This window comes from Streptococcus constellatus subsp. constellatus (assembly GCF_023167545.1).
Classification (GTDB): Bacteria; Bacillota; Bacilli; order Lactobacillales; family Streptococcaceae; genus Streptococcus; species Streptococcus constellatus.
The window spans coordinates 1270551-1295606 of the sequence record NZ_AP014647.1; the positions used below are offsets into that span (position 1 = coordinate 1270551).

At 37.3% G+C, this 25056-nt stretch carries 22 protein-coding genes; 2 read left to right on the forward strand and 20 right to left on the reverse strand.

The genetic code is table 11. The features are described 5' to 3' along the window. Window positions 1-137: 137 nt before the first annotated feature. Genes SCSC_RS06170 through SCSC_RS06180 form a run of 3 tightly spaced genes read right to left on the reverse strand, consistent with a single transcriptional unit; the run spans window position 138 to window position 4584 of the window. The gene (locus SCSC_RS06170; protein WP_006269644.1) at window positions 138-3230 is read right to left on the reverse strand and encodes a type I restriction endonuclease subunit R; all 3093 of its coding nucleotides are present in this window, start codon (window positions 3228-3230) and stop codon (window positions 138-140) included. Between the two features lie 26 nt (window positions 3231-3256). Then, complete coding sequence (locus SCSC_RS06175; RefSeq protein ID WP_006269604.1) at window positions 3257-3757, reverse strand: TIR domain-containing protein; 501 nt, start codon at window positions 3755-3757, stop codon at window positions 3257-3259. After that, window positions 3757-4584, reverse strand: a complete 828-nt coding sequence (locus SCSC_RS06180) for a macro domain-containing protein (protein WP_006269632.1) — start codon at window positions 4582-4584, stop codon at window positions 3757-3759. The genes SCSC_RS06175 and SCSC_RS06180 overlap by 1 nt, the downstream gene beginning before the upstream one ends. A gap of 57 nt (window positions 4585-4641) precedes the next feature. Between SCSC_RS06180 and SCSC_RS06185 the strand changes: the two genes are divergently transcribed. Then, window positions 4642-5217 (forward strand): restriction endonuclease subunit S, encoded by a 576-nt coding sequence (locus SCSC_RS06185; protein WP_006269595.1) that lies wholly within the window; start codon window positions 4642-4644, stop codon window positions 5215-5217. On the opposite strand, the gene SCSC_RS06190 is transcribed toward SCSC_RS06185, so the two are convergent. From SCSC_RS06190 to SCSC_RS06250, 13 genes are all read right to left on the reverse strand, one after another. After that, complete coding sequence (locus tag SCSC_RS06190) at window positions 5202-5750, reverse strand: restriction endonuclease subunit S (RefSeq protein ID WP_006269670.1); 549 nt, start codon at window positions 5748-5750, stop codon at window positions 5202-5204. The genes SCSC_RS06185 and SCSC_RS06190 overlap by 16 nt on opposite strands. A gap of 12 nt (window positions 5751-5762) precedes the next feature. Further along, the gene (gene xerA, locus SCSC_RS06195; protein ID WP_006269664.1) at window positions 5763-6749 is read right to left on the reverse strand and encodes a site-specific tyrosine recombinase/integron integrase; all 987 of its coding nucleotides are present in this window, start codon (window positions 6747-6749) and stop codon (window positions 5763-5765) included. Between the two features lie 57 nt (window positions 6750-6806). Further along, window positions 6807-7916 (reverse strand): restriction endonuclease subunit S, encoded by a 1110-nt coding sequence (locus tag SCSC_RS06200; protein ID WP_006269681.1) that lies wholly within the window; start codon window positions 7914-7916, stop codon window positions 6807-6809. Beyond that, the gene (locus tag SCSC_RS06205; protein WP_006269651.1) at window positions 7906-9411 is read right to left on the reverse strand and encodes a type I restriction-modification system subunit M; all 1506 of its coding nucleotides are present in this window, start codon (window positions 9409-9411) and stop codon (window positions 7906-7908) included. The genes SCSC_RS06200 and SCSC_RS06205 overlap by 11 nt, the downstream gene beginning before the upstream one ends. 86 nt (window positions 9412-9497) lie before the next feature. Next, window positions 9498-10064 (reverse strand): GrpB family protein, encoded by a 567-nt coding sequence (locus SCSC_RS06210; RefSeq protein ID WP_006269696.1) that lies wholly within the window; start codon window positions 10062-10064, stop codon window positions 9498-9500. A gap of 155 nt (window positions 10065-10219) precedes the next feature. Then, window positions 10220-11308 carry a glycerol dehydrogenase gene (locus tag SCSC_RS06215; RefSeq protein WP_006269607.1) on the reverse strand — a complete coding sequence of 363 codons (1089 nt, stop codon included), beginning with the start codon at window positions 11306-11308 and terminating at the stop codon, window positions 10220-10222. Window positions 11309-11338: 30 nt separating this feature from the next. Beyond that, on the reverse strand, window positions 11339-12007 hold the full coding sequence (locus SCSC_RS06220) for a fructose-6-phosphate aldolase (RefSeq protein WP_006269637.1): 669 nt from the start codon (window positions 12005-12007) through the stop codon (window positions 11339-11341). A gap of 14 nt (window positions 12008-12021) precedes the next feature. Beyond that, window positions 12022-14463, reverse strand: a complete 2442-nt coding sequence (locus SCSC_RS06225) for a glycyl radical protein (protein WP_006269684.1) — start codon at window positions 14461-14463, stop codon at window positions 12022-12024. Between the two features lie 167 nt (window positions 14464-14630). Continuing rightward, window positions 14631-15932, reverse strand: a complete 1302-nt coding sequence (locus SCSC_RS06230; protein ID WP_006269628.1) for a PTS sugar transporter subunit IIC — start codon at window positions 15930-15932, stop codon at window positions 14631-14633. 2 nt (window positions 15933-15934) lie between these two features. Next, window positions 15935-16255 (reverse strand): PTS sugar transporter subunit IIB, encoded by a 321-nt coding sequence (locus SCSC_RS06235; RefSeq protein ID WP_003023895.1) that lies wholly within the window; start codon window positions 16253-16255, stop codon window positions 15935-15937. Window positions 16256-16275: 20 nt separating this feature from the next. Further along, a complete protein-coding gene (locus SCSC_RS06240) occupies window positions 16276-16599 on the reverse strand; it encodes a PTS lactose/cellobiose transporter subunit IIA (RefSeq protein WP_003023891.1) in 324 nt (107 codons plus the stop codon). Between the two features lie 245 nt (window positions 16600-16844). After that, complete coding sequence (locus tag SCSC_RS06245) at window positions 16845-17807, reverse strand: sugar-binding transcriptional regulator (RefSeq protein ID WP_006269695.1); 963 nt, start codon at window positions 17805-17807, stop codon at window positions 16845-16847. Between the two features lie 18 nt (window positions 17808-17825). Next, window positions 17826-18569 (reverse strand): DeoR/GlpR family DNA-binding transcription regulator, encoded by a 744-nt coding sequence (locus tag SCSC_RS06250; protein WP_006269656.1) that lies wholly within the window; start codon window positions 18567-18569, stop codon window positions 17826-17828. Between the two features lie 132 nt (window positions 18570-18701). On the opposite strand from SCSC_RS06250, the gene SCSC_RS06255 reads away from it, so the two are divergent. Then, window positions 18702-19478, forward strand: coding sequence for a glycyl-radical enzyme activating protein (locus SCSC_RS06255; protein WP_003023885.1), 777 nt, complete (start codon window positions 18702-18704; stop codon window positions 19476-19478). A 32-nt stretch (window positions 19479-19510) separates the two neighbouring features. Here SCSC_RS06255 and SCSC_RS06260 read toward each other — a convergent pair whose 3' ends face one another. The 4 genes from SCSC_RS06260 to SCSC_RS06275 form a co-directional block, all read right to left on the reverse strand. Next, entirely contained in the window at window positions 19511-19960 is a 450-nt protein-coding gene (locus tag SCSC_RS06260) for an Rrf2 family transcriptional regulator (RefSeq protein ID WP_006269678.1), read from the reverse strand. A gap of 58 nt (window positions 19961-20018) precedes the next feature. Next, the gene (locus SCSC_RS06265) at window positions 20019-20861 is read right to left on the reverse strand and encodes a metallophosphoesterase family protein (protein WP_006269598.1); all 843 of its coding nucleotides are present in this window, start codon (window positions 20859-20861) and stop codon (window positions 20019-20021) included. A gap of 91 nt (window positions 20862-20952) precedes the next feature. Beyond that, on the reverse strand, window positions 20953-24318 hold the full coding sequence (locus tag SCSC_RS06270; RefSeq protein WP_006269694.1) for an FtsX-like permease family protein: 3366 nt from the start codon (window positions 24316-24318) through the stop codon (window positions 20953-20955). 14 nt (window positions 24319-24332) lie between these two features. Next, window positions 24333-25034 carry an ABC transporter ATP-binding protein gene (locus SCSC_RS06275; protein WP_006269667.1) on the reverse strand — a complete coding sequence of 234 codons (702 nt, stop codon included), beginning with the start codon at window positions 25032-25034 and terminating at the stop codon, window positions 24333-24335. Window positions 25035-25056 lie beyond the last annotated feature (22 nt).

Genomic DNA, 25056 nt, shown 5'->3' on the forward strand with positions numbered 1-25056 from the left:
ATAGAGCTTTCTTTTTATTTATATATAGATTTATAAACGCTACAGTATAAAAACTCAACTTAAAAGCACGATAAGGAGAGAATTAACTATTTTCTCTCCCAATGCTAAGATATTCTCATTCTACTACAATGATTCTTTTATTTTTCAGCAATCATCAATCCGTCTAGAAAAGAATAACTTTCATAGTTATTATCAGGATTATCCGTCCACATTTCACATTGCTTGATAACAGTCACAATAGCGTCTTCAACACCCTCTGGTGGATATTTGTATTTCCTAAGGAGCCTTTTAACAAGCATGCGCATACGAGCACGCGCAGAATGTTTTTTCTGCCAATCAATAGTTCTGCTTTTGCGCAATGTCTCCGTTAATTCATGAGTCATTGTAACAAGCTCATCATTTTCATAAAAGTCTTTGACTGCTTGTGGTTGCGTCAAAGCATCATAGAAAGCCAATTCTTCATCTGTCAGACCTAAAGAATCCCCCTCTTCGTGAGCCTTCGCCATTTCTTTGGCCATTTTCATTAATTCAGCAATAACTTCTTCATTCGAAAGCATGCCATTCAGATACGCTCTCATCGCTCGCGAAAGAATTTCAGAGAACTTTTCGGATTTGACTAAATTTGTTCTTTGATATAAGGTAATCTGCTCTTGTAATAATTTTTTTAAGAGTTCTACCGCTATGTTTTTTTCCTTCATTTTAGAGATTTCATCTAAAAATTTAGGATCAAATAACGAAAATCCTGTATCAATATCTGAGAATAAATTAATGACACCTTCACTCTTGATAGAAGCTTTTAGTAACTCATTGATACGATCATTAATATCTTTCAGAGAAAGCTTTTTACCCTCCCCAGTTATTCGTGTCAGCAATGTTCTGACTGCTTCAAAATAAGCTGCTTCAAAACGTTGCTCAGGAGTAAGCAAAGAACGACAAAGTGATAACGCTTGGCGTAAGAGTAACGATTCTTTTATGAAGAGCTCTTTCTTCTTCTCCTTGTCTACACTTGACAAGAAGTTTACCCCACCACTAATTGTTTTAGCTCTGATTAAATCACTTGATTTAGAGAGCATGAATTCTGAATAGTCAAACCCATAAAACAAATCACGACAGACCTCTAGTTTTTCGACAAACTTTGGTAAAGCTGTCTTAGCTATGTCAGTGTCCCCAAAGTTACCTTTGTCTCGATTTGTATAATCGTTCATGGCTTGCTTTAAAGCACTTGCAATACCGATATAATCAACTACAAGCCCACCCTCTTTATTTTTGTATACACGGTTAACACGAGCGATTGCCTGCATAAGATTATGACCTTGCATTGGCTTATATACATACATGGTTGCAAGGCTAGGGACATCAAATCCAGTCAGCCACATATCAACTACGATAGCAATCTTAAATGGGCTTTCATTGTCTTTAAACTTTTTAGCCATCTCTTCTTTATGGCGCTTATTCCCTACTATATCATGCCATTCTTCCGGATCATTATTACTAGAAGTCATGACAACTCCAATTTTTTCTGTCCAATTCGGACGCTTTTCAAGCAAGGTACGATAAATTTTCATCGCAATCGGCCGAGAATAAGCAACAATCATTGCTTTTCCAGTTAATTCCTGCGCACGATTTTCTTCATAATGAGTAATAATATCTTCACACAAGGCACTAATAGTTTGATCGGCCCCTAAAATACTATCAAGACGCCCCAATTCCTTCTTGCTTCTATCAATCGCATGTGATTCAGCGCTTTGTGCCATCAAGTCATACTCTGTGTCAATCAAACTCAAGATATTTTCATCTAGTTTTAAATGCATGACACGGCTTTCATAATAGACGGGCCGAGTGGCGCCATCTTCAACCGCCTGTGTCATATCGTAAACATCAATGTAATTACCAAAAACCTCTGTTGTAGACTTATCTTTAGTAGAAATAGGCGTTCCAGTAAATCCAATATAAGTCGCATTAGGCAAGCTATCTCTAATCAATCTGGCTGCTCCGACGACTAGTTTCGCTTCTCTTTCTCCATCTTTTCCTTTGGTCATTTTAATCTTTTCTTCAAGTCCATACTGACCACGATGAGCCTCATCAGCCATGACAACAATGTTTCTTCTATCAGAAAGCGCCTCTTCTGACTCTGAAAACTTCTGCATAGTTGTAAATATAATGCCATTGGCTTGGCGACCAGTCAATAGTTCTTTCAGATGCAAACGGCTCTCTGCCCGAATCGGTGTCTGTCTCAGAAAATCTTGGCATTTGGAAAACTGTCCATATAACTGTTCGTCCAAATCATTTCGATCAGTCAAAACGACAATAGTTGGCGAGTCTAAAACTTTCTGCAGCAGATGAGCATAGAAAACCATTGATAGCGATTTCCCGCTTCCCTGTGTATGCCAAAAAACACCACCGCGACCATCACTCTTGGTTGCATTCAAGGTCGAAATAGCAGCTTTATTAACCGCAAAATACTGGTGGTAAGCTGCCAAAATCTTAGCATCCTCAGAAAAGCAAATAAAATTCTTTAAAATATCCAAGAATCTCGTTTTATCAAATATGCCCTCAATAAAGGTTGTAAAATTAGCATATTGCGTATCTTCAAAACTACCATCAGTAGTCTTCCACTCCATAAAGCGGTCTTCACCAGCAGTAATTGTCCCCGCCTTTGAAGTGGCTAGATCCGTCATTACACAAAAAGCATTATAGTTGAATAACGTTGGAATTTCTTTCTGATATGTTTTAAGCTGACGGTAGGCATCAGAAGCATCTGTTTCTTGGCGAGAAGGACTTTTCAACTCAAAAACAACTACTGGCAAACCATTCAAAAACACTATAATATCAGGGCGCTTATTGCTTTTTTCCACGATAGCCCATTGATTGATAACTGTAAAGCTATTATTATGGACATTCTCAAAATCAGCCAAATAAACGAGGCTGGACCGTATTTTTCCTTGATAAAAATAGGAAACTTCAATACCATTTTGCAGATAATCTGTGAAAACCTTATTTTTTTGAAGCAAGGACCCTGTCTCAAAACGCTGCAGCTTTTCAATAGCAGCCTGAATCGCACCAGTCGGCAACTTAGCATTAATCCTCTCCAAAGCAGGACGAAGTTCCTCCATGTATAAAGGCAGTTTATAGTCACGCTCTACATCTGGACCATAAACATATGAATAGCCCAGACTATCACGAAAAAGTTCAATAACCGCATTTTCATAGTTGTCTTCAGTAAATCCCATAATGTAGCTCCTATATCACTTTTAACTTACAGGCCCAATCGTTTATATACCGCATCTTTATAACAGTAAGAACTTATTTCTCCATTTTTAAGGTATTGCTCATGCGATTTTGGCCAATTCTCAAGAGCATATTGCATCATTTTGCTTCCAAAAGGAATGAATATTGCCAACTGTCCATTCAAACTTGACGGACACAATTCATCTTTCCTTTTGTTTTTATTTAGATTAACACAGATAATTGGCAACCCTTTCTTAATAGCAAGTCCAATTTCCCATTTTACGAATTTTGTTAAGTATTTAGTATGTTCGCCAATTAATAAAACAAAGGCCTTACTGTTAGCCATTCTTTCACGAAGCTGTCTTTTAATTGACTCTTCCTGGCTTGTATCTCTAGCGCTGTTAATATCATGAGCATCATGAAAATTAAATAATGTGTTGTCATTTTGCTTCCATGCCTTCATTAACTGATAATAACGCATATCATTATCACCATCAAAAGCAACATAAGTTTTATTACGATAGGCCATTATTCATTCTCCCTTAATTCATATAAATTTACTTGGCTGAGTAAATCATTATGTATGATAATAGTTAATTTTGCAGGATATGCAAATTTAATTTTACTAATTTTAAAAGTCCAAATCATAATCCGTAACAATTCATTAATATCAATATCCTCAAAACCATTTTTAAACCTCGTTATTCCAGAACCAAATACTGGAACTATAACCGATCTTTGAGCATATAACCTATTAATTTCGTTCCAAAATGTTAAAAGAAAATTGACATATTCTTGAATAGTTAGTTCAGCTTGATTATTTTTATTAAATCGGCTAAAAGCAGTCAAAATATACTCATCGTCTATCAAAATTGAACTTCCAAGCCCATATTTTGTCGTTTTACCATGCTGCCGTCTTACTCCCTCTTCGACAATATTATTTTTTAAATCATCATCGTTTTTAATATCAGAGTTCAATTTCTCAACATCGTCAATATAGTTGATAATAAACTGGCCATTTAATGATTGTCTGGCAATTACTTTATCATCGACCATTGTATCAAAATATTCATTGAAAGCCACCGCTTTAAGTCCTTCTTCATCAAAAATATCACCAGACTTTACAAGAACCGTCGTGAGACCTATTTTAATAACTATTTGTTTCATTCTATTTGCTCTTATCCATATAAAAATATAAATAGCTAAAAGCAATGAAATATAAGCAACGCCTGCATAAAGTCGACAGTTATCAGGAATATCAAGAAAAATTAGTGCTCCTGACAATATTGCAGTAAGCGTAGCACATACTTTAGAAAATTGTTTTAAAATATCCCTATTAAATATATTTACTTTCAATTTCAATACTCCTAAAATATATTATTCATCTGACTACTAAATCATCATTTAGAGGAGATGGCAACTTCAATATTTGAAAATATGTTTCCTAATGTTTCTTCAGGAAAATCTACGATTGGTAACTATATTATTCCCAAACGTGGTAAAAATTTGCTATCAAAAGATGCGATAGTTGGAAAAGTTCCTGTTGTCGCTGGTGGACTACAACCTTCAACTTTTCATAATATTGCTAATACCAAATCACCAGTTCTTACAATTTCAGCATCTGGCCCTAATGCAGGGTATGTTAATTTATGGCATATACCAGTTTGGTCCTCCGACTCTTCATATATTGATACCAGTATAACTGATAATGTTTACTTTTGGTATGTTATGCTAAAAAAACGTCAGCAAGAGATATATGATTCTCAAACAGGATCGGCACAACCTCATATTTATCCGAAACATATTGAAATTATGCCAACTATTGATTTATCGGAAGATAAAGTAAGTCGTTTCACAAAACAAGTAACCCCCTTATTTGAAAGCATTGGAAATAATATAAAAGAAATCGGTGAACTTCAAACTCTTCGCGATACTTTACTTCCCAAACTCTTATCAGGCGAAATTCCCGTTAATCAAGCCACTAAATGATGATTTATCTTTCTATTGTTTTCTATTTTATCATCTAGTACACGTAAAACTGACACAATTTCTCTTTGTTCATTTAAAGAGGGAAGAAAAAGTTCTAAATTTTCTATATCAGTTGGTTTTATAGATGGATATGCTGAAGTACTTTGTTCTCCAATAGCCTGTAAATGTTCAATAACTTCTCTTTGCGTCAAACAATAGTATATAAAATCACTATCTGCAAGCTCTTGATTTACCGATATAACTGTAAATCCAGTTGAAACTAACATATTTGGTACTACTTCTTTTACAATACCGTAGTGTTCTTGATTGGGTCTTACAGTTGAATACAAAATATCATTGACTGATATTTTTCGCCTTGCTCGACTTGGTAATTTGTCATTCTGCAAATCAATCTCCTGATACTCACTTACAACATTTTTTGTTAAACTTCCTGTATCTAGATAATTTACAAAATCCCATTTTTCAGAAAGAGAATAAGTTTCTAAGTTAGTTTGACATATATCGCCAAGCTTTACCTTTTTCCATTCATCCAAATCATTTTCTCCTCAACCTATATATTTCCTATGCGAATTTTTGACATTCGCTTGGTTGACCATAGCATAGTGCATGGTTGTGTCTATTTTGACATGACCGAGCAAGTGCTGAACTTGTTCGATGGGCATGCCCTTATCTATGGCGCGTGTCGCCAATGTCCGTCTGAATTTATGCGGATGGACTTTATTTAAGTCCGCTTTTTCGCCAAGCTGTCTTAATCTTGTTTCTACCCCTCCGATTAATAATCTATCATGTGGAGATGACAAGGAAACGAACAAGGCTGGATTATCATCCTGACGACTGTCCAAGTAGTTTATCAAGTGAATCTTCGTTCTAGCATCGAAGTAGACGATTCGCTCACTGTTCCCTTTACCAAAGACCACACATTCTCTTTCATAAAAATTAATATCTTCTCTATTTAATCCTACTAATTCACCAACACGCATGCCTGTTGAAGCTAATAAATCAATCATAGCCAAATCACGGATTTCATCACAGGCATCTCTTAAAAGTTCAAGACCTTCATCAGAAAAAGTTTCTTTGATGGTCTTATCTGTCTTTATCTTATGAATCCGACGAACAGGACTTTTGAGGATATAATCCTCATCTTCCAACCAACTGAAAAAACTGCTAAAAATCCGACGCATGTTGTCAATCGTCACCTTACTAGAATTTCGCTCTTGCTGGTAACGCGCTAGATAAGTTCGTAAATCACTAGTAGTCAAATTTCTTATGGCTGTTTTAAGACTGGTAAACATATTCTCAATAACCATTTTGTAATATTTCAAAGATTTCTCACTACAACCTTCAATCCTCTTGGCTGATATAAATAGTTCAAGTAATTTACTGTTGCTCTCTTGCTCATTTACTGTTTTTATCTCTGCAATTTCTACATTGATAAAAGTCGCCATTAGTACCTTTTGCAGATTTTCTAACTGTTTAAGACTTAAATGCTTGGCCATATCTGTTGTAATTTGCGTGATTAATTTATCTTTCATAAGCTACCTACCTTTCGTTTTTATTATACTCCATGGGTAGCTTAAAAAGATAAATCATCATTTAGTGGCTTGATTTACTGAAATTTCACCTGATAAGAGTTTGGGTAGGAGAGTATCTCGAAGGTTGGCTAATTCTTGAGTTTCTTTATTGTTATTGGCTATCTTCTCAACAAAGATATTGAATAAAGATAACACTTTTTTATCATCTGTCATAAAAATATTAAAGTTTTCTATACTTCCTTTAGTGATAAATTTTATAACAGAACCCCTGTACCCAGAGGTAATATCATTTAAAAAATATTTAATGGCATAGTACAGATAACCAAATTGTTCATCGTTGTTAGGGATTAAAACGTAAGTCCTTTGATACGCTTCAAATTTTCCATCGTATATTTTAACATTAAAATCCCCATTCCCTGCCAATAAAATTGCTTTGTTATCAAATGAATAATTGTCTGTGTATGAAATGTTTTGAGAACAACTGAAAAATGGATATTTCCCTCCTTTTGCAACATTAGCATCTTTTTTACCAGTAATAACTGGAAAGAAATCTCCTAATTTATTAGTTGTTTCTGCTTTGCCAAAATGTTTATTAAAAATAGACAGCGCTATCTCCTCTAAATGATGATTTATCTTTTTATTATTCTCAATCTTTTCATCAAGTGAAAAAAATAGTCTGGAAATATCTTGTTGTAATTTTCTTGATTCAGGAAATTGTATAATAATATCATTCAATAATCGTTGTCGATTTAACTCAGTCTGCCCAGTTGATCCTTCTTGTAATCCTTCAATTTTTACTTGTTGTGCTTTAAGAGCATAACCTAAGTACAAAGGATCTATTTTCTCTTCATCTGGTCTAACAATTATCATATGTCCATCTACAGTAGTCAATTCAGGTACTTTTACTAATTGAGCAACTCGGCCAGCTGTTCCAACGCCTGTAGAATTTATTAAAACATCATAATCTATTAGTATCTTATTTGTAGGTACTTTTTTCTTCGATAAATCATTTAACCGTGACAAAGAGTAGTCAATTTGAAAATTTCTATTCGTCCTTTGATTAAGTACAACGATAGTATTATCGGATTTAGTCTCAATATATTTTGGTGGAATACCTTTTGAAACAAAGCTAATAAGTTCACCTAAATTTACCTCCTTATATTTCAAACCCAATCTCCCCCAATCTTTCTCGAATCTCATCTTCTAATTTATGGGATTTAGTAAAGAGTTCTGATAGTTCTGTCGTCAGGCGATCCATTTTCTCTTCAAATGGTTCTCCGTCATCTTCTTTCTCCTCAATACCAACATAACGCCCTGGCGTAAGAATGAAATCTTGCTTTGCAATTTCTGCTGTTTCAACAACTGCGCAAAAACCTTTGACATCCTCAAGCTCTCCCTTTTGAAAGGCTTCAAAGGTATCAGCCAACTTTTTAATATCTTCATCACTAAAATCACGATGTTTACGGTCAACCATTTCACCCATATTACGGGCATCAATAAATACTGTCTTTCCCTTTTGCTTTTTGTTTCTACTGATAAACCAGAGACAAGCTGGAATGGTCACGCTGTAAAAAAGATTAGATGGTAAGGCAATAATTCCTTCAATTAAATCATCTTCAATAATCTTTTGGCGAATATCACCTTCACCCTTCTGAGTTGAGGAAAGAGAACCATTAGCCAAAACTAAACCAATCTTCCCATTACTTGGATCCATATGATGAATCATGTGCTGAATCCAAGCATAGTTGGCATTGCCATCTGGGGGAGTTCCATATTTCCAGCGAATATCATCTTGCAGTTTATCTGCTCCCCAGTTGGAAATATTAAAGGGTGGATTAGCCATGATATAGTTAGCTTTTAGTGTTGGATGTAAATCATTGAAAAAGCTGTTCGCTTGGTGCTCACCAAAATCCGCATCAATACCTCGGATAACCATGTTCATCTTGGCCATCTTCCAAGTATCAGCGTTGGATTCTTGACCAAAAACAGATAGATTATTTATATTTCCACTATGATTCTCTATAAACTTAGCTGATTGAACGAACATACCACCTGAACCACAAGCAGGATCATAAACGCGACCTCGATAAGGCTTTAATATTTCTACAATCGTTTTAACGATACTAGTCGGAGTATAGAATTCACCACCCCGTTTTCCTTCATAAGCTGCAAACTGTTCAATACAATATTCATAAGCACGTCCAAGTAAATCTTTTTCATTCTCACCTTCATACATTTGAATATTAGTAAAAATGTCTACAACTTCCCCTAAAACTCTCTTATCTAAGTCCGGACTGGCATAAATCTGAGGAAGGACATTCTCTAGACTAGGATTATCCTCTTCAATTTCACGCATGGCCTCATCCAAGACTGTGCCAATTTCCGAAGAATGGGCATGACTCGCAATGAATTGCCATCTAGCTATTTCAGGGACGAAGAAAATATTCTCCTCTGAATATGCATCAGGATCATTCTCAAATCCGTCACCCTCTGCAAGTAATTGTTGGTATTTTTCTTCAAAAGCATCTGATACATATTTTAAAAAGATTAGACCAACAATAACTTTTCTGTACTCTGACGCTGAAATGTGCCCCCGAAGTGAATCTGCAGCATCCCATAATTCCTTTTCAAATCCAATATTTGCGTTTGATTTTTTCGCCATTTTATACTCGTTTCATATTTTAGTTACATCCATTTTACCACATTTCAAGCAAGTAAAAAAGCACCGTTCCGGCGCTCGTATCTATTTTAATATCTTCCTATAAATTTTTCTTTTGCAATTTTAGTATATCGTTTAATAAACTTACACTTTGCATCAGTGTAGCCGTCTCTATCATGTTCAAATTTCTTCCATAAGTTCAGCTTTAAATGTTCATATTCTTTCGCTACATTATGATTCTCACGTAAGTAATCTCTGAAATATAGTTCATCATTATCTCCGACAACTCTAATGTGAAGATGAAAGACTTTTTCTGCAAAACCTTGCTCTGTGTATCCTTTATTTAATAAGATTCGCTGTGTACTTTGACTCATGCATAACCACTTATTTTCAACAAGAATATTTTTCACTATTTCTAGTTCTTCTGCTAATCGAACCTCAAGTAATATATCTACTATATTCTTTGCCCATATATTTTGAACCGCAGTACTACCAATATGAGATATTCTTACTATATATTTAGCTGGTATCAGGGACAAAATAGCAGTTGCTTCCTCATCATACCAATCCGCCCATTCTTTATTATGTTTTACAAGAAATATGGGAAACAACTGCCATAATTCTTCTAAACTCATATCTTCTAATTTTTTACTCAATCTGTTCTCCACTAGTTTGCATTTATTTCTCACATTTATTATCATTATAACATTTTCAATGTGCATCAGGCGTTTATTATTTCTGATTAAAACTTTTAGCTATCACTACACGAAAAAACAAGTCCAATCTAATCAGACTTGTTTCCTTTTTATTTTTATAAGGAGTTTACATAACGATCGACTGCTAGGATAGCACCTGCAATATCAGATGCTGAAATCTTAAACGGCATCTGATGAATGGTTTCACCTTCAATAGTAGCTTGCTTACCAACCTTGAGCAAATCATCATAGCTGGCATTTTCTAAATACATTTCTGCCAAGGTCGTGGGCATACCAATTTTCTGATAGAAACGAATATATTTTTCCAACTCCTCTTTTGGACGGTTTTCAAGAAAGAGCTGTGTTAGCGTTCCATAAGCTACTTTTTCTCCATGAGTCAGATGATGAATATCACCAGTCAGAGCTGTAAATCCATTGTGAATGGCATGAGCAGCAGCCAATCCACCACTTTCAAAACCAACACCGCTGAGAAGCGTATTAGCCTCAATGATATGCTCAAGAGCTGGTGTTACCACCTGCGCCTCACAAGCAGCCAGTGCTTGTAAACCATCTGCAAAAAGAGTTTCTTCACATTTTTGAGCAATAGCTGCGCCTGCTAAAGTCTGTCTTTGTCCCAGCATGGTCTCTCCATTTGCCTGCATAACCGCACGCGCTTCAACCCAAGTCGCTAAACCATCTGCAATTCCAGAAGCCAACAAGCGCTTTGGAGCTTGAGCAATGACCTTTGAATCTACTAGAACAAGATCTGGGTTCTTGGTGTAAAAAATATATTTTTCAAATGCTCCTTCCTCAGTATAAATTACTGAAAGAGCTGATGTTGGTGCATCTGTCGAAGCAATAGTCGGTGCAATCACGACGGGATTTCCCAATAAATCTGCAATTGCCTTAGCACTGTCAATTGTTTTTCCACCACCAAGACCAATCACTAGATCTGCTCCATCTTTTTCAGCTAAAGCAGCTACCCGATTGATTTCATTATCCGAAGCTTCACCATTAAAACTGACATGCAATATATGAAGTCCATAGCGAGTAAGACAGGATTGGAACTTCTTTCCTACAATTTGATAAACAGTGTTGTCACAAAGCAAAACTGGATGGTTTCCTAAGTTCAAAATCTGTTTTGCATTTTCAAATAAGGCATCTTCACCTTGAATATAGCGAGAAGGGCTTGCAAAAGTTCTCATAAAATACCTCTTCCTACGCAAAAATGGAGATTAGATGTACTTTTGACCATGAATGAATGACCAATCTGCTGCAAAATCATTTACTGCCTTTGAAATAGACGGCATAGCAAAAGCTGATTCAAAGACATCTGCACCTGCTGTAATAGCATGGGTACCATCAGCAAAAGCCTTGTTGACTTGTCCTACATTTTTAAAGGAAGCTGCTAAAATTTTGCTAGATGAACCTTCTACTGCAATCGCATCTGCCAATTGACCAATAACTACATCTGAATCAATGTTCAAATTTTCCATACGGTTATAATAAGGAGCTAAATAATCTGCGCCTGCTTGAATGGCTAATAAACCTTGGAAAATGGTATAAATAGCAGTTGCCGTAATCTTGTAACCTTCTGCTTTTAAAACCTTTATAGCGGCTAAACCTTCAGGGGTTACAGGTACTTTGACAAACACATTTCCACTACAATGCTTGCGAATTTCAGCGGCATCTTTTAAAATTCCCTGATAATCTTTGGCAACAACCTGAATATGAATGGAAGGAGCTTCCCCAATAATTTCTCTAACTTCTTGGATGCGTTTAAAGAAATCAATCTTCCCCTCTTTTTTAGCGATGGTCGGGTTAGAAGTCACTCCTGCCAAGGGGAGAACTTGCGACCATTTTTTTATTTCTTCTACATTTAATGTATCAAGCATGAATTCCATAAACTGGACCTCTTTTATAATGTGTGTTCTGTACGTCCGATAATATCATCTTGTGTTGCTTTGGAGAGTACATTGAAGAATGCCGAATATCCTGCAACACGCACAATCAAATCACGGTGTTTTTCAGGATGTTTTTGCGCATCAATCAAGGTTTCTCTAGAAACAACATTGTATTGAATATGATAACCGTGCAAACGGTTAAAGAACGTACGAAGTAAAGCAATCAATTTAATTTTATCTTCTTCCTTAGACAAGGTCTGAGGATTCACTTTTTGATTGAGCAGAACCCCCCCAACGATTTCATCTGTCGGCAATTTAGAAACAGATTTCAATACAGAAGTCGGACCATTCTTGTCCATATTGTGAGATGGAGAACAGCCTTCAGCGAGCGGTGTTCCTGCATTGCGGCCATCTGGTGTCGCCAAAGTACCGCGACCTTGACCAACATTGGCTGAAATAGAAGATGTTCCTGAATAGCGGATACCGCCAATTGGACCGCGTCCATAACGGGTATTTGGATATTTAGCAATTTCATCCACATAAATATCATAAGCATCAGTCACCAGCTTATCAGCGTAATCATCATCATTACCATATTTCGGTGCATCATGAATCAACATCTCCTGAATTTCCTTGCCGCGCTCACCTGCATAGTCCGTTTCAAGTGCATGCCAGAGTTCAGCTGGAGTCAGTTTGCCTTCTTCAAAGACTAACTTCTTGATTGCTGCTAGTGAGTCTGATAGATTAGCAATACCGACTTGGAGACCAGAAATATAGTCATAGACAGCTCCCCCCTCTTTCAAATGCTTACCGCGTCCGATACAATCATCTGTCAAAGCTGAGCAGAGGATATCCGGCACTTCTCTTTCAAGAGACAGGTCGATAGAATTTTCCACGATGACACTCATACGAGTCAAGTGGCGCAAAGTCTTGTCCCAAGCCGTTTGCAGCTCAGCAAAGCTCTTCATGTCTTTAAAATGACCGAAGCTTGGTGCAAAACGCTTGCCAGATGCGGGATCAACTCCATCGTTCATAGTGATGAGAAGCACCTTAGGGAAGTTCATATAGCTCATTCCCGTACAACGGTAGCCCCATTTACCTGGCACAGCTGTCTCCACACAGCCGATAGCACTGTAGTCGTATGCATCTTCTTCCAAAACGCCTTTGGCAATAAAGGACGGAATAATAATCTCGTCATTATTGAAAGCAGGCATTCCAAAACCTAGTTTCATAACTTCTATGCATTCGTTCATAAAACGAGCATCTAGACCAGCATGGTAGCGAACTGTTAAGTTTGGCTGTGGCAAATGCGTCTGTGCAACAGATCTCAAAACCAGATAAGAAAGGGGATTTACAGCATCTTTCTTATCACGTGTTTGTCCACCAATTGTCACATTTTGATACAAAGGACTACCAGCAGATGAGAAAGTATGAGCCTGGCTGCGTACTTTATTGATTGTAATCGTCTTAATCCAAAGATTGGTTAAGCGTTCGACAATGCTTTCTTCCGTCTCGCGACCAGCTTCCAAGTCCGACTTAACATAAGGATACATGTATTGGTCAAAGCGCCCATAAGAGAGGGAGTGACCATTAGACTCAATCTGTAAAATACACTGGATAAACCAGACAGACTGAATAGCTTCAGCAAACGTTTCAGCTGGTTCGTAAGGCACTTTGGAACAAATTCGAGCAATTTCCAATAATTCTTGACGGCGCTCTGGGCTTGCAGACTCTGCCATATCTTGAGCTAACTTGACAAAACGCTCCGCATAAGCTTTCACAGCATCCACTACAATGAAAATGGAATCATAGAAATGATATTTATCAATACTAGCCGGATCTGTCAAATCCAAGGCCTCCTTAGCTGCCCGAGCTTTTTCCTCAAAACCTTTCAAACCATATTGAAGCAATTTTTGATAGTTGACTGCCAAGTGAGCATCACCAGAGTTCATCTTTCCTTCCATGCCAAAGAAGCCAGTTTCCATATAAACCTGAACTTCTTCTGGAAGTAAAGCCCCTGCTCTAGCACGGAGGTTATTGTTTTCCCAGAAGGGAGCGATGCTCCGGATTTGTTCTTTGGTTTCCTCTGTAATATAGAAAACATCACCGTCGCGCTTTTCAAAAAGATCTAATTCATTGAGTACAAATTCTAAAGTATACTCTGGGAAAATAGGTGCATCTTTATTAGATGAAGCCTGATTTCCAACAATCATGGTCTCATCTTCAATATAAAGCGTCATATTTTCCAAAATTTCCTTAAGCATATAAGCACGCTTCAGAACATTTGGCTTTTCTTTATGCTCTTGATAAGCTCTTGTTGCAAGAACAGCACGTTCAGCATCAATATAAGGTTTCTTGTCCAGCACATCTTCCCGATACTTGTTCATTCGGTCCGTTAAGCTACCAAAATAACTCGTTTGTATCATCGTTTTTTCTATTTCTTTTACATTAGTCATCACAACACAACCTTTCTTATGAAATTATTTTTATTTCTTTCGTAACTATTGTAGCATGCAAGATGCAAAAATTCAATCATTTATAATCAATTATCGAATTAAAGATTTTTTGCACATTTGTGCTCAATCAACGTTAAAATAATTTCTTTACAGTGATACAATGTGGTTTATCCTTCCGCTTTCAGTTCATTACTGTAAGCAAGATTGTCTTGGAATTTAAAGAATGGGAAATAGATGAGAGTGGACATAGCTAAAATGACAACTTGGATGAGAGCACCTTGCCATCCTGCCACTAAGAAACCAGAAATAATAGCTGGTGTACTCCATGGCAAGGTCACCCCTGAAAATGGCTGCATAAAGCCAATTGCTATAGAGCCATAAACAATTACAGCCGCTAAAACAGGTACAAGAATAAAAGGCAAGAACATAACGGGATTCATAACAATTGGAAACCCAAACACAACTGGTTCATTGACATTAAAGATTGCTGGAAAAGCAGCAACTTTTCCTAGTGCTTTGTATTGCTTGGACTTAGCTGCAAAGATCATAGCTACTACCAAGCCAAAAGTGATACCTGAACCAGATAAGATTAGGAAACTATCTAAGAATTGCTGAGTAACAATATGCGCTCCTTTACCAACAGATAGCTTTCCAGCAGCAAGCAAAGCTTTATTGGCATCCAGATTTGAAAGCAATAGAGCAGTCACTACACCATTGACAACAGATTGCCCATGCACACCGAACCACCATAAGAAGGAGATGAAAAAGGCGATACCAATTGCACCGTAAAGGGAACCAGTCAATCCTTGTAATGGCACTTGAATCACACCATAAATCATTTCAATAAAAGTGCCACCTTTTGTTAGCATTTTAGCAAGAATATAAACTACCATGGAAAGGAAGAATATCACAAAAGCTGGAATCATAGCCTCAAATTGCTTAGCAATCGCTTGCGGAACTTGCTCTGGCATTTTAATAACAATATGCTTTTGAATAAACATGGTATAGATACTACCGACAACCAAACCAATAATAATAGCTCCAATAATCCCCTGACCACCAAACCAAACTTTAGTAATAGCATCTGCAATAGGTTCACCTTTTGTCGGTACATAAGAAGATTTTAAAAGAATGAAGAAAGAAGACACAGATAACACACCTGCCGGCAACGGCTCTACACCACTATTTTTAGCATAAGAATATCCTATGGAGAAACAGGAAATCAAACCCATAATCGCAAAAGTTCCTGAGTAAACCTGCATAAACGGCTCGATCCAATTTTTTCCAAAAATGCCTGCAATCGCCTGATTGAGACCTTCAAATGGTAACTGTCCTACAATCAGAAAGATACTTCCAACAACTGTCAAGGGCAGAATTGCCAACATACCATCCTTTAAGGCAATAATACCGCGCATATTGACAAATTTCATAATCGGCGCAATAATTTTTTGAGTATCTATTTTAGCCATAACTAAGCTCCTTGTTTTTGTTCCAAAAGCCCCAAAGCGAGATTCAATACTTTTTTACCATCTAGCATGCCATAGTCCGCCATTGGAATGACCGCAATTGGAATATGGTTCTCTTCGCAAATGGCAGCTGACTTATCCAAAGTATAAGCTACTTGTGGTCCTAACAAAGCAACATCCAAGTTTGGTGCATAATCTGCTAACTTGGCCTGAGAATAAGCATCAATCTCAACCTCTAAACCAGCTTCTTTCGCAGCTATTTTCATATTATTGACCAACATTCCTGTTGAAAAACCTGCTGCACAAAACAACCCAATTTTAATCATATCTTCATCCTCCTGATGATTTATTTTTTCACTTGTAATTCTTTTCTCAAGTCAATGATTTCCTTGATAAGATTAATTTCTGTAATACTGGTCATCAAATGATCCTGAGAGTGGACAAACAAAGCTGTAATTTCTGTCTTTGTTCCCCCCGCTTCCTGTGCCAAAAACTCCGTTTGAAGATTATGAGCTTCTAATAATGCCTGATCTGCCAATTCTAGATACTCATTACACTTTTCAAACTCACCATTTTTTGCTAATGACAAAGCTTGGTAAATATGCTGTTTGGCATCCCCAGCATGCAAGATTAACCCCATAATGATTTGATCAGCTACAATCACTTCCATATTTAACGTTACTCCTATTTTTATTTACAAAATATATCTTTCTTTTATTTGAAAGCGTTTTATTTTTGTTTGTAACTCAAATTTATCATCTTTCTCTTATTCCGTCAATATATCACTGAACAAATTCTCTTTTTTTATATTTATCGCACATTTGTGCTTATAGAGTAAAATAAAAAGGGTCAGAATCATTATTCTTGACCTTTTGAAAATGAAATAATGAGGAAAAGGAGAACTTTTATAAACTACTAATTAACTGCACTATTATCCAATTCCAACACTTTTAAAATAGTTGCTTCATCTGTAACTAAATGGTTGACATACCCAGCACGTAAAACCGCCAAAATAGCGGCAGCTTTTTGACGACCATAGGCAAAAGCCAGACTGTGAGGAACTGTTTTTAAATAATCTAAAGAAATAGCAACTGTTCGATTTTGCAACTGTTCATCAACCAACTCACCATTTTCATCAAAAAAGCGGCAACAAATTTCTCCGACAGCTCCTTCATTTTCCACTGTACGAAAATCTTCAGCCGTCAGCATATCCAACCACTGCCGATTCTTTTCATCCACTTGTCCGCCAATACCAACAACAACCACATCTAGTTCTTGCCAACTTCTTTTTAAGTCCTCAAAATATTTAGAAGATAAAATTCCTTTTGCTAAGATCTCGTCTTCCTGTATAATCGTCGCATTCATAAAGCGACAATCCCCATGGTATTTATTAGCCATACTGTAAATGAGGGTATTAACATGATAACGAGCATGAATATGGCTAGGTCCGCCAGCCAATGGAAAAAAATGCACATTATTCAAGTGCCGACTGCCCGAGTGTTCTACCAAGAGACTAAGACTCTTTCCCCATGAAAATCCAACTTTAGCATTGTCATCAATCATCCCCCGAAGCATTCCTGCCGCTGATTGAGCTAACCGCTGCTCCAAATCAGAAGGTGAATCATCCACTTGATTTGCTACGATTTCAAGTCCTTTTAACCCATACTTCTCTTTCACTGCATTTTCTAAATGAAACAAACGCGTATCAAAGGCTTCAATCTCGATTTTGACAATGCCTTCCTTTTTAGCTTCAGCCAGCATACGACTCACAGTTGTCCGATAAATCCCTGTCTCTGCTGCAATTTCTGCCTGACTTTTCTCCTCTACATAATAAAGATAAGCAATCTTAGCTAATAGCCTTTTTCTTTCACTTTTCATCTTATCTCCCTCTACTTATCAGACTAGAGTCAATTTGATATTGGCTGCTTTTAGGCGTTGAACCGCGGCTGTCGGAATAGCTTGATCGGTTACCACCTGCGAAACCTGTCTCAAACCAAAGCGTTTGACAGTCCCTCTTTTATCAAATTTACTCGAATCTGTTAACACAATCATTTTATCAGATGCTTCCGACATATATTGCACCACTTCGCTACGCATTAAATCCTTACCTGTAAAACCAAGCTCTTCATCATAGCCATCAGTCCCTACAAAAGCATGTTCTACATGGAAAAATTGAATCATTTCCTTAAGCAAAGGACCGACCGTAACTTGCGAATCGTTCTGAAATTCACCGCCTAGCAAGATAATCTTGCAAGAATCTACTTTTCTCACATAGTCTGCGATAAAATAAGAATTTGTAATAATTTTCACATTCTTCTTAGTACGACAGATTTCTTCAGCTAACAGAGCACAAGTTGAACCAGATTCAATGATAATCGTTTCATTGTCTGCAACAATTTTTGCCGCTTCTTGTGCTATCTTTCGCTTGGTATCATAATGAAAAGAAAGCCGGACATTCAGGTCATCACCACTATTTAAGACCGCATAACCGTGCTCCCGATGAAGTAAGCCTTTCATTTCCAGCTTATCCAAGTCTTTCCGAATCGTAACTTTAGAGACTTTTAATTTATCAGATAAAGTATTAACATCAATTTTTTCAAACTCTGAAACGAGCTTAACGATTTCATCTAAACGTTCCATTTTATTCACCTCATTCTTTATTTTAACAGAATTTAAGGAATAAATAAAATAAAAAATAGTTTCATTCGTAATTGTTTTTATTTCGTTTGTTTGATATAATAAAAGAAAATAAGCAAGAAAAGAGTGTACATCATGAGTGCAGAAAAAGGAATCATTTTTAATATTCAACATTTTAGTATTCACGACGGACCAGGAATTCGGACAACTGTTTTTCTAAAAGGCTGTCCCTTACGCTGTCCTTGGTGTGCCAATCCAGAATCTCAGAAATTTAAACCTGAGCCCATGTTAGACGCTTCTAGCAAAAAGACTATCACCATGGGAGAGGAAAAAAGCGTTGAAGAGATTATCAAAGAAGTTCTCAAAGATAGAGAATTTTATGAAGAATCAGGTGGAGGCCTGACCTTGTCTGGTGGAGAAATCTTTGCCCAATTTGAATTTGCCAAAGCAATCCTTAAAGCTGCCAAAGAAAAAGGTATCCATACAGCGATTGAAACGACAGCCTTTGTAGATCATAACAAATTCGTTGATTTGCTCCAGTATGTAGATTTTATCTATACTGACTTAAAACATTACAACACCATCAATCACCGCAAAGTCACAGGGGTCAAAAATGAACTAATTATCAAAAATATTCATTATGCTTTTTCGCAACAAAAAACCATTGTCCTGCGTATTCCTGTTATCCCTAGCTTTAATGACTCTCTAGAAGATGCCGAACAATTTGCTATTTTATTTAAAAAATTATCTATTGACCAAGTACAACTCTTACCTTTTCATCAATTCGGTGAAAATAAATATAAATTACTAAAACGTTCTTATGAAATGGAAAATGTGCAAGCTCTACATCCGGAAGACCTCTATGATTATCAGCAAGTTTTTCTTGATTATGAAATCAACTGTTATTTTTAGCTCCTCTTTTTCTCCAAAAAACAATCCATTTCTTACGAAATGGATTGTTTTTTTATCTTTTCTTGGACAGATGCAACGACATCTGCAAGGCTGGTTTTACTCAGTTCTTTTTCCATTGCTACTTGAATTTCTGATAATTTATCATCTAAAACGAAATGAATATTTCTGCCAATGGGACAAGACGGATTGGGATGCTCATGAAAGCTAAAGAGTTGTCCCGATTTTCCCAGACTTTCTACTGCTTGATAGACATCCAAAAGGGTAATATCCTTTAAATCTTTCCTAATGATAGCTCCTCCCCTCCCACGCGCTACAGAAATCAAATCCGCACTTTTCAATTGCGATAAGATTTTGCGAATAATAACAGGGTTTACTCCAACGCTAGCTGCTAGAACATCACTCGTTACTTTGTGCTCTTGACATTCTAGTGCTATAACAGTCAACATGTGCGTAGCAATGGTAAAACGACTCGAAATTTGCATGTTAAACTCCTTTCATTTGCTGCTTCTATTACTCATATACTTTATTTACGTTGTGACTTCATATATTACGTCTAAAAAACTCCTTAAGCTGCGCAACATAGTCTTCTCGCTCACTAATTGCTCGAAGTAAATCATGGTTATGGGTGTGATGAATCCCATTGACAAGGCTTTCGTAATATACTTCATAATAAGGCAACTTCAATGTTCTAGCCATTTCCAATTCTTTATTTACATCATAAGCCACTCGTCGAAAATCGACATCTGCTAATCCCTGTTCATCAATTTTTAAAATAGCATACTGAGCTCGCAGATCCTTTCGCAAACAAGCATCTAGAAAAAACGGCTGACCGATAGATCCCGGATTGATAATCATCTGTCCCCCCGTCGCATAACGAAGAAATTGCTGATGAATATGACCATAAATGGCAATGGCACAATTGTTACCTTCAAACAGGCTATCAAAATTCTCTTGTTGACCAATATGAATTAGCTCTCGTCCCCAATTTTTATCTGGCAAATGATGAGTCACAGCAATTTCTAAATCGCCAACTTTTGTCAAAAGCTGCAAAGGCAACTCATGCAATCGGTCTAGTTCTTCAGGTGTGACTTCTTCCAAAAGATACTGGCATAAACAAACCATATATAAATGACTAGGGCGACTGATATCTAATTTCCCATGAAGAGCATTCCAAATGCTGTCTTCCCAATTTCCCCGCACTTGAAGACTAATCGGTAAAGTAGCCATTAAGTCAAGAATTTTCTTTCGCCCCGTTCCGGGTGCCAATAAATCTCCCAAAAACCAGTAATCGGTCACCTGTTCCTTTTTGGCGTCCGCTAAAACAGCTTCTAATGCCGTTACATTTCCATGAATATCTGATAATAAAGCAATTTTTCTTTTCATCGTCTCATTTTACTTGTCCTTTATAGAAATATTATAACAAACCAAGAAAAAACTTCCACTCCCAAGTTTGAGTGAAAGTTTTACTGACTCATCAATCTACTGACTTCAACGCTTCCAACATATCAATACGTCTCAATATTGCATTGACCATAAATCCTAAGACAATCAAAATCATGATGATAGAAAAGACTGGTACAAGATAGACAAACACCGATACTGTCGGGTTGAGCAGAAAGGCATCCGGAGCAATTGTCTCTAAAAGAGAACGATGTAAAATATTTCCTAAAAACAAGCCTACAATAATGCCAATAATAGACAAAAGAATGGTCTCTCGATAAATATAAAGTGTGACTTCCTTATTATGGAACCCCAATACTTTAATCGTTGATAATTCTCGAATCCGCTCCGCAACATTGATGTTCATCAAGTTATAAAGAATTACAATGGCTAGTAAAATAGAGGCAACAGTTAAAATCTGCATCACAAAGCCAAGAGACTTGACAATAACATCAATTTGTTCCAAAATCCCCGTATTTTGTACAACTGCTCGTACACCTGTTAATTTCATGAATGCTGCTGCAGTATCTTGTATATTTTTACTAGAGGAATCTTTCAATTTTATCAGATAAGCATTTTCTTGGAACTTGCGATCAAATACTGTTTGATAATAGTCCTGATTCATAAAGATAAAATGCCCTGCATACATTTCAGCGATAGCAGAAACTTTGATTTTATAGCGTCTCCCCTCATCAGAAGTCACCTCAAAAGTATCCCCAACAGAAACATGCATAATGGTTGCTAATTTCTGAGAAATGACCGCTCCATGCGAAGACAACATCAATTTCGATTTGCTTCGACTCTCATTAAGCTCCATGAAATGATGAAAATTCTTGCCTGTTGTTACAAATAACGCGAGAGATTGTTCATCTTTTGCTCCTTGAATTTTTTTGGTAAATCCTTCCTGATAGATACCGTGTTTCTTGGCTATTTTTTTATCTGCCAATAACTGACTGATTGCTGCTTGCTCATCAGATTTGAGATAATGTTTTTGCGAAATGACAGCATCATATTTGATAATTTCTCCATACTGACGATTTCCTATACCTGCCATAGAAGATGACAAACCGAGACCAGCAAATAAAAGGGCGACGGAGCCTGCCACACCAAAAATAGTCATCAGCATTCTTTGCTTGTAGCGAAAGATATTTCGAGCTGTTACTTTTTGCGCAAAACTAAGGCGATGCCAAATAAAACCAATCCGCTCTAGCAAGATCTTAGAGCCTTTATTAGGTGTCTTAGGTAACAATAATTGAGACGGCTTTTCTTTCAATTCTTTATGTGCAATATAGAGGGCTGGTGCGACGCCACACAAGACCGAGCATAAAAGAGCAATGAGACTAATTTCCCAATAAAAGTCTAATCGCAAAGCTGGATAAGTTGATGTCTTAAAAATAGTTTTCCCTAAAATATAAGGCAAGAAATAAGTCCCCGCTAAAATTCCAATTACTGAACCGATTAAACTTGAAACCAAGCCATAGACGGCAAATTTTTTAACGACATCTTGGTTCCGATAACCTAAGGCTTTTAAAACGCCAGCATTTGTGCGTTCTTCGCTGACAAAACGTGTCATCGTTGTGACTGTTACAAGGGCCGCTACCAGATACAGTACAATCGGAAAAGCATTCCCTACGGCTGAGATACCATAAGCACGATTGCCAGTTGTTGTGTACTCGTCCGCTCCTGGAAATGTACGGCGTGTATACACACGGTAGGTTGGCACAGACAAACCAGCTACTTCATCTTTTACCTTTTGAATGTCCGCTTGACCATTTTTTATTTTTGTTCCAGCATCTTCCTTTTGCTTCGCATATTCAGTTTTTTTATCGTTCAATGTCGCCTGAGCTTGGTTTAATTGCGTCTGACCATCTGCAATTTGTTGTTTTGCTTGCGCCAATTGGGCTTGGCCTGCTTGGTACTTAGCTTGCTTATCTCTTAAGGTTGCCTGACCACTTTGATATTGAGCCAAGCCTGCGTCATATTCAGCTTGTTTCGTACGCAATGTCACGACAGCAGATTGGTATTGGGCAAGTCCCGTTTGATAAACCGTTTCTTGGCTTTGGTACTGTGACAATCCAGCTTGAAATTCAGCCTGCTTTTTCTCTAATTCTGCACGAGCAAGATTTAATTTCACTTCTTCTTGTGCTAGTTGAGTTTGTGCTGCCACAATTTCAGGCACTGTTGCTGGATCAATTCCTTGTGCTTGAAGCGCGGTCATTTTTTTCTGCAAATTCGCTTTAGCTGCTGCTAATTGAACTTGACCTTTTTCCAATTCCGCCTGCGCTATGGCTAATGTAGCTTGAGTATTTGTTACATTTTCTTTTGCAACAGACAACTGACTAGCTGCCTGATCTAATTGGGCTTTCATTTGGTTCAATTGTGCCCAACCTGAAGAAAGTTGAGCAGCGGCTGTATCCAATTTTGCTTTCGAGCTTGCTAAAATTTGTTCAGCCTGTGCAATTTGAGCTGCGCCCTGTGCAAGCAAGCTTTCTTTTTCAGTTAGTTGACCTTGAGCAACCTCTAAATCTGCTCTTTTTTGATCAATTTGATCCTGCGCATTCCTTAGTTGCTGCTGGGCATCTGCCAATGCTTGTTGAGAAGTTTGAATTTTTGCTTCTCCGTCCGCAATTTTTGTCTGTGCTTGGGCTTTTATCTCTGATAAACGTTTTTTTCCATTATCAGCTAGTAGCTTTTCTAACTCATCTTCATGCTGTTTTACCTTTTTTCGATAGGAATCCCCAAAGGAGTTGAGTGTTTTTAAATTGTTATATCTCAAACGAGCGACCGTATAGACTGAACTTTGAAACGTTTTGGGCGTCACAACTGCATAAGCAGACAAGGTACCACTCCCTGAGTTAGAACTGCCAAGAGAAATAGTTGAAGCCAATTCACTTGAATTGACAAATCCTGTCACTGTAAAGGTATGTCGTTTCAAAGCATACTCATTGGTCCCTTCCTCGTTTAAAGTAATGCTATCACCAATCTTATATTTCCTTTGACAAAAACTAGCCAGAGCAACTTGGTCTTCCTTGGTTGGAAAATAACCTGAAACCAGTTTAAATTGGGATATTTTATCTGTTTTGGAGAAAACGCGGACAGACGCAGAGCTGTCCCCAATCACCGTATCCGTAAAATAGCCATATTCCACATATGTATTTGGAATTGCATTCAGTTCTTTTTGATCAGCTTTGCTAATACCATAGTCTGACATCACTGCCACATCCATCATTTTCATCTGCGAAAGATAACGATTGGCTGAATTTTCAATGTCTGGACTGGCTGCTTTCAGTCCTACTAACGCAAAAGAACCTAACATCATTAAAAACATAATAGACAGAAAGCGTCCTTTGGACTGACGAAAAGAGAGCCTGATGTCCTTATTTAGAATGGATTTTTTCATATCACCACTCCTCACTAATACTCTAGACTTGCAATATCTTGAGGATGTTCATTCAAAGTGACGGACTGTATCCGTGCGTCATGCATATGAATCACACGGTCTGCAATCGGAGCTAAGGCACTATTATGGGTCACAATAATCACTGTCGCACCTTGTTTACGTGACATATCTTGAAGGATTTGCAACACATGCTTACCTGTTTTATAATCCAGCGCGCCTGTTGGTTCATCACAAAGCAAAATTTTAGGATTTTTTGCCACGGCACGCGCAATGGAAACACGTTGCTGCTCGCCACCAGATAATTGAGTAGGAAAATTATTGAGACGATTTTCCAAGCCAACTGCTGCTAGCGCTTCTGCTGCATCCTGCGCATCTTGAACAATTTCTGAAGCCAGCTCAACATTCTCTAGCGCCGTCAGATTAGGAACTAAATTATAAAATTGAAATACAAAACCAACATCATTTCTCCGATAATCCGTCAACTGGTGAGCGTTGTAATGTGCTATATTTTGCCCATCAATCAGGACATCTCCCTCGTCATTGCTATCCATTCCACCAAGAATATTCAAAATCGTTGATTTTCCAGCGCCTGAAGCTCCAAGAATGATGACTAGCTCACCTTTTTCAATCTCAAAAGAGATGTCATTGTTAGCAATGATTTCTGTGTCTCCCATTTGATATCGTTTGTAACTATGCTTCATTTCAATATAAGCCATCGCCTTTTCCTCTTTCAGTTTC

What these genes read in the sequence shown, in the direction of transcription:
- SCSC_RS06170 (WP_006269644.1), bottom strand. Translation starts at nt 3,230, where the DNA reads ATGGGATTTACTGAAGACAACTATGAAAATGCGGTTATTGAACTTTTT.
- SCSC_RS06175 (WP_006269604.1), bottom strand. Translation starts at nt 3,757, where the DNA reads ATGGCCTATCGTAATAAAACTTATGTTGCTTTTGATGGTGATAATGAT.
- SCSC_RS06185 (WP_006269595.1), top strand. Translation starts at nt 4,642, where the DNA reads ATGGCAACTTCAATATTTGAAAATATGTTTCCTAATGTTTCTTCAGGA.
- xerA (WP_006269664.1), bottom strand. Translation starts at nt 6,749, where the DNA reads ATGAAAGATAAATTAATCACGCAAATTACAACAGATATGGCCAAGCAT.
- SCSC_RS06205 (WP_006269651.1), bottom strand. Translation starts at nt 9,411, where the DNA reads ATGGCGAAAAAATCAAACGCAAATATTGGATTTGAAAAGGAATTATGG.
- SCSC_RS06215 (WP_006269607.1), bottom strand. Translation starts at nt 11,308, where the DNA reads ATGAGAACTTTTGCAAGCCCTTCTCGCTATATTCAAGGTGAAGATGCC.
- SCSC_RS06220 (WP_006269637.1), bottom strand. Translation starts at nt 12,007, where the DNA reads ATGGAATTCATGCTTGATACATTAAATGTAGAAGAAATAAAAAAATGG.
- SCSC_RS06225 (WP_006269684.1), bottom strand. Translation starts at nt 14,463, where the DNA reads ATGACTAATGTAAAAGAAATAGAAAAAACGATGATACAAACGAGTTAT.
- SCSC_RS06230 (WP_006269628.1), bottom strand. Translation starts at nt 15,932, where the DNA reads ATGGCTAAAATAGATACTCAAAAAATTATTGCGCCGATTATGAAATTT.
- SCSC_RS06235 (WP_003023895.1), bottom strand. Translation starts at nt 16,255, where the DNA reads ATGATTAAAATTGGGTTGTTTTGTGCAGCAGGTTTTTCAACAGGAATG.
- SCSC_RS06240 (WP_003023891.1), bottom strand. Translation starts at nt 16,599, where the DNA reads ATGGAAGTGATTGTAGCTGATCAAATCATTATGGGGTTAATCTTGCAT.
- SCSC_RS06245 (WP_006269695.1), bottom strand. Translation starts at nt 17,807, where the DNA reads ATGAAAAGTGAAAGAAAAAGGCTATTAGCTAAGATTGCTTATCTTTAT.
- SCSC_RS06250 (WP_006269656.1), bottom strand. Translation starts at nt 18,569, where the DNA reads ATGGAACGTTTAGATGAAATCGTTAAGCTCGTTTCAGAGTTTGAAAAA.
- SCSC_RS06255 (WP_003023885.1), top strand. Translation starts at nt 18,702, where the DNA reads ATGAGTGCAGAAAAAGGAATCATTTTTAATATTCAACATTTTAGTATT.
- SCSC_RS06260 (WP_006269678.1), bottom strand. Translation starts at nt 19,960, where the DNA reads ATGCAAATTTCGAGTCGTTTTACCATTGCTACGCACATGTTGACTGTT.
- SCSC_RS06265 (WP_006269598.1), bottom strand. Translation starts at nt 20,861, where the DNA reads ATGAAAAGAAAAATTGCTTTATTATCAGATATTCATGGAAATGTAACG.
- SCSC_RS06270 (WP_006269694.1), bottom strand. Translation starts at nt 24,318, where the DNA reads ATGAAAAAATCCATTCTAAATAAGGACATCAGGCTCTCTTTTCGTCAG.
- SCSC_RS06275 (WP_006269667.1), bottom strand. Translation starts at nt 25,034, where the DNA reads ATGGCTTATATTGAAATGAAGCATAGTTACAAACGATATCAAATGGGA.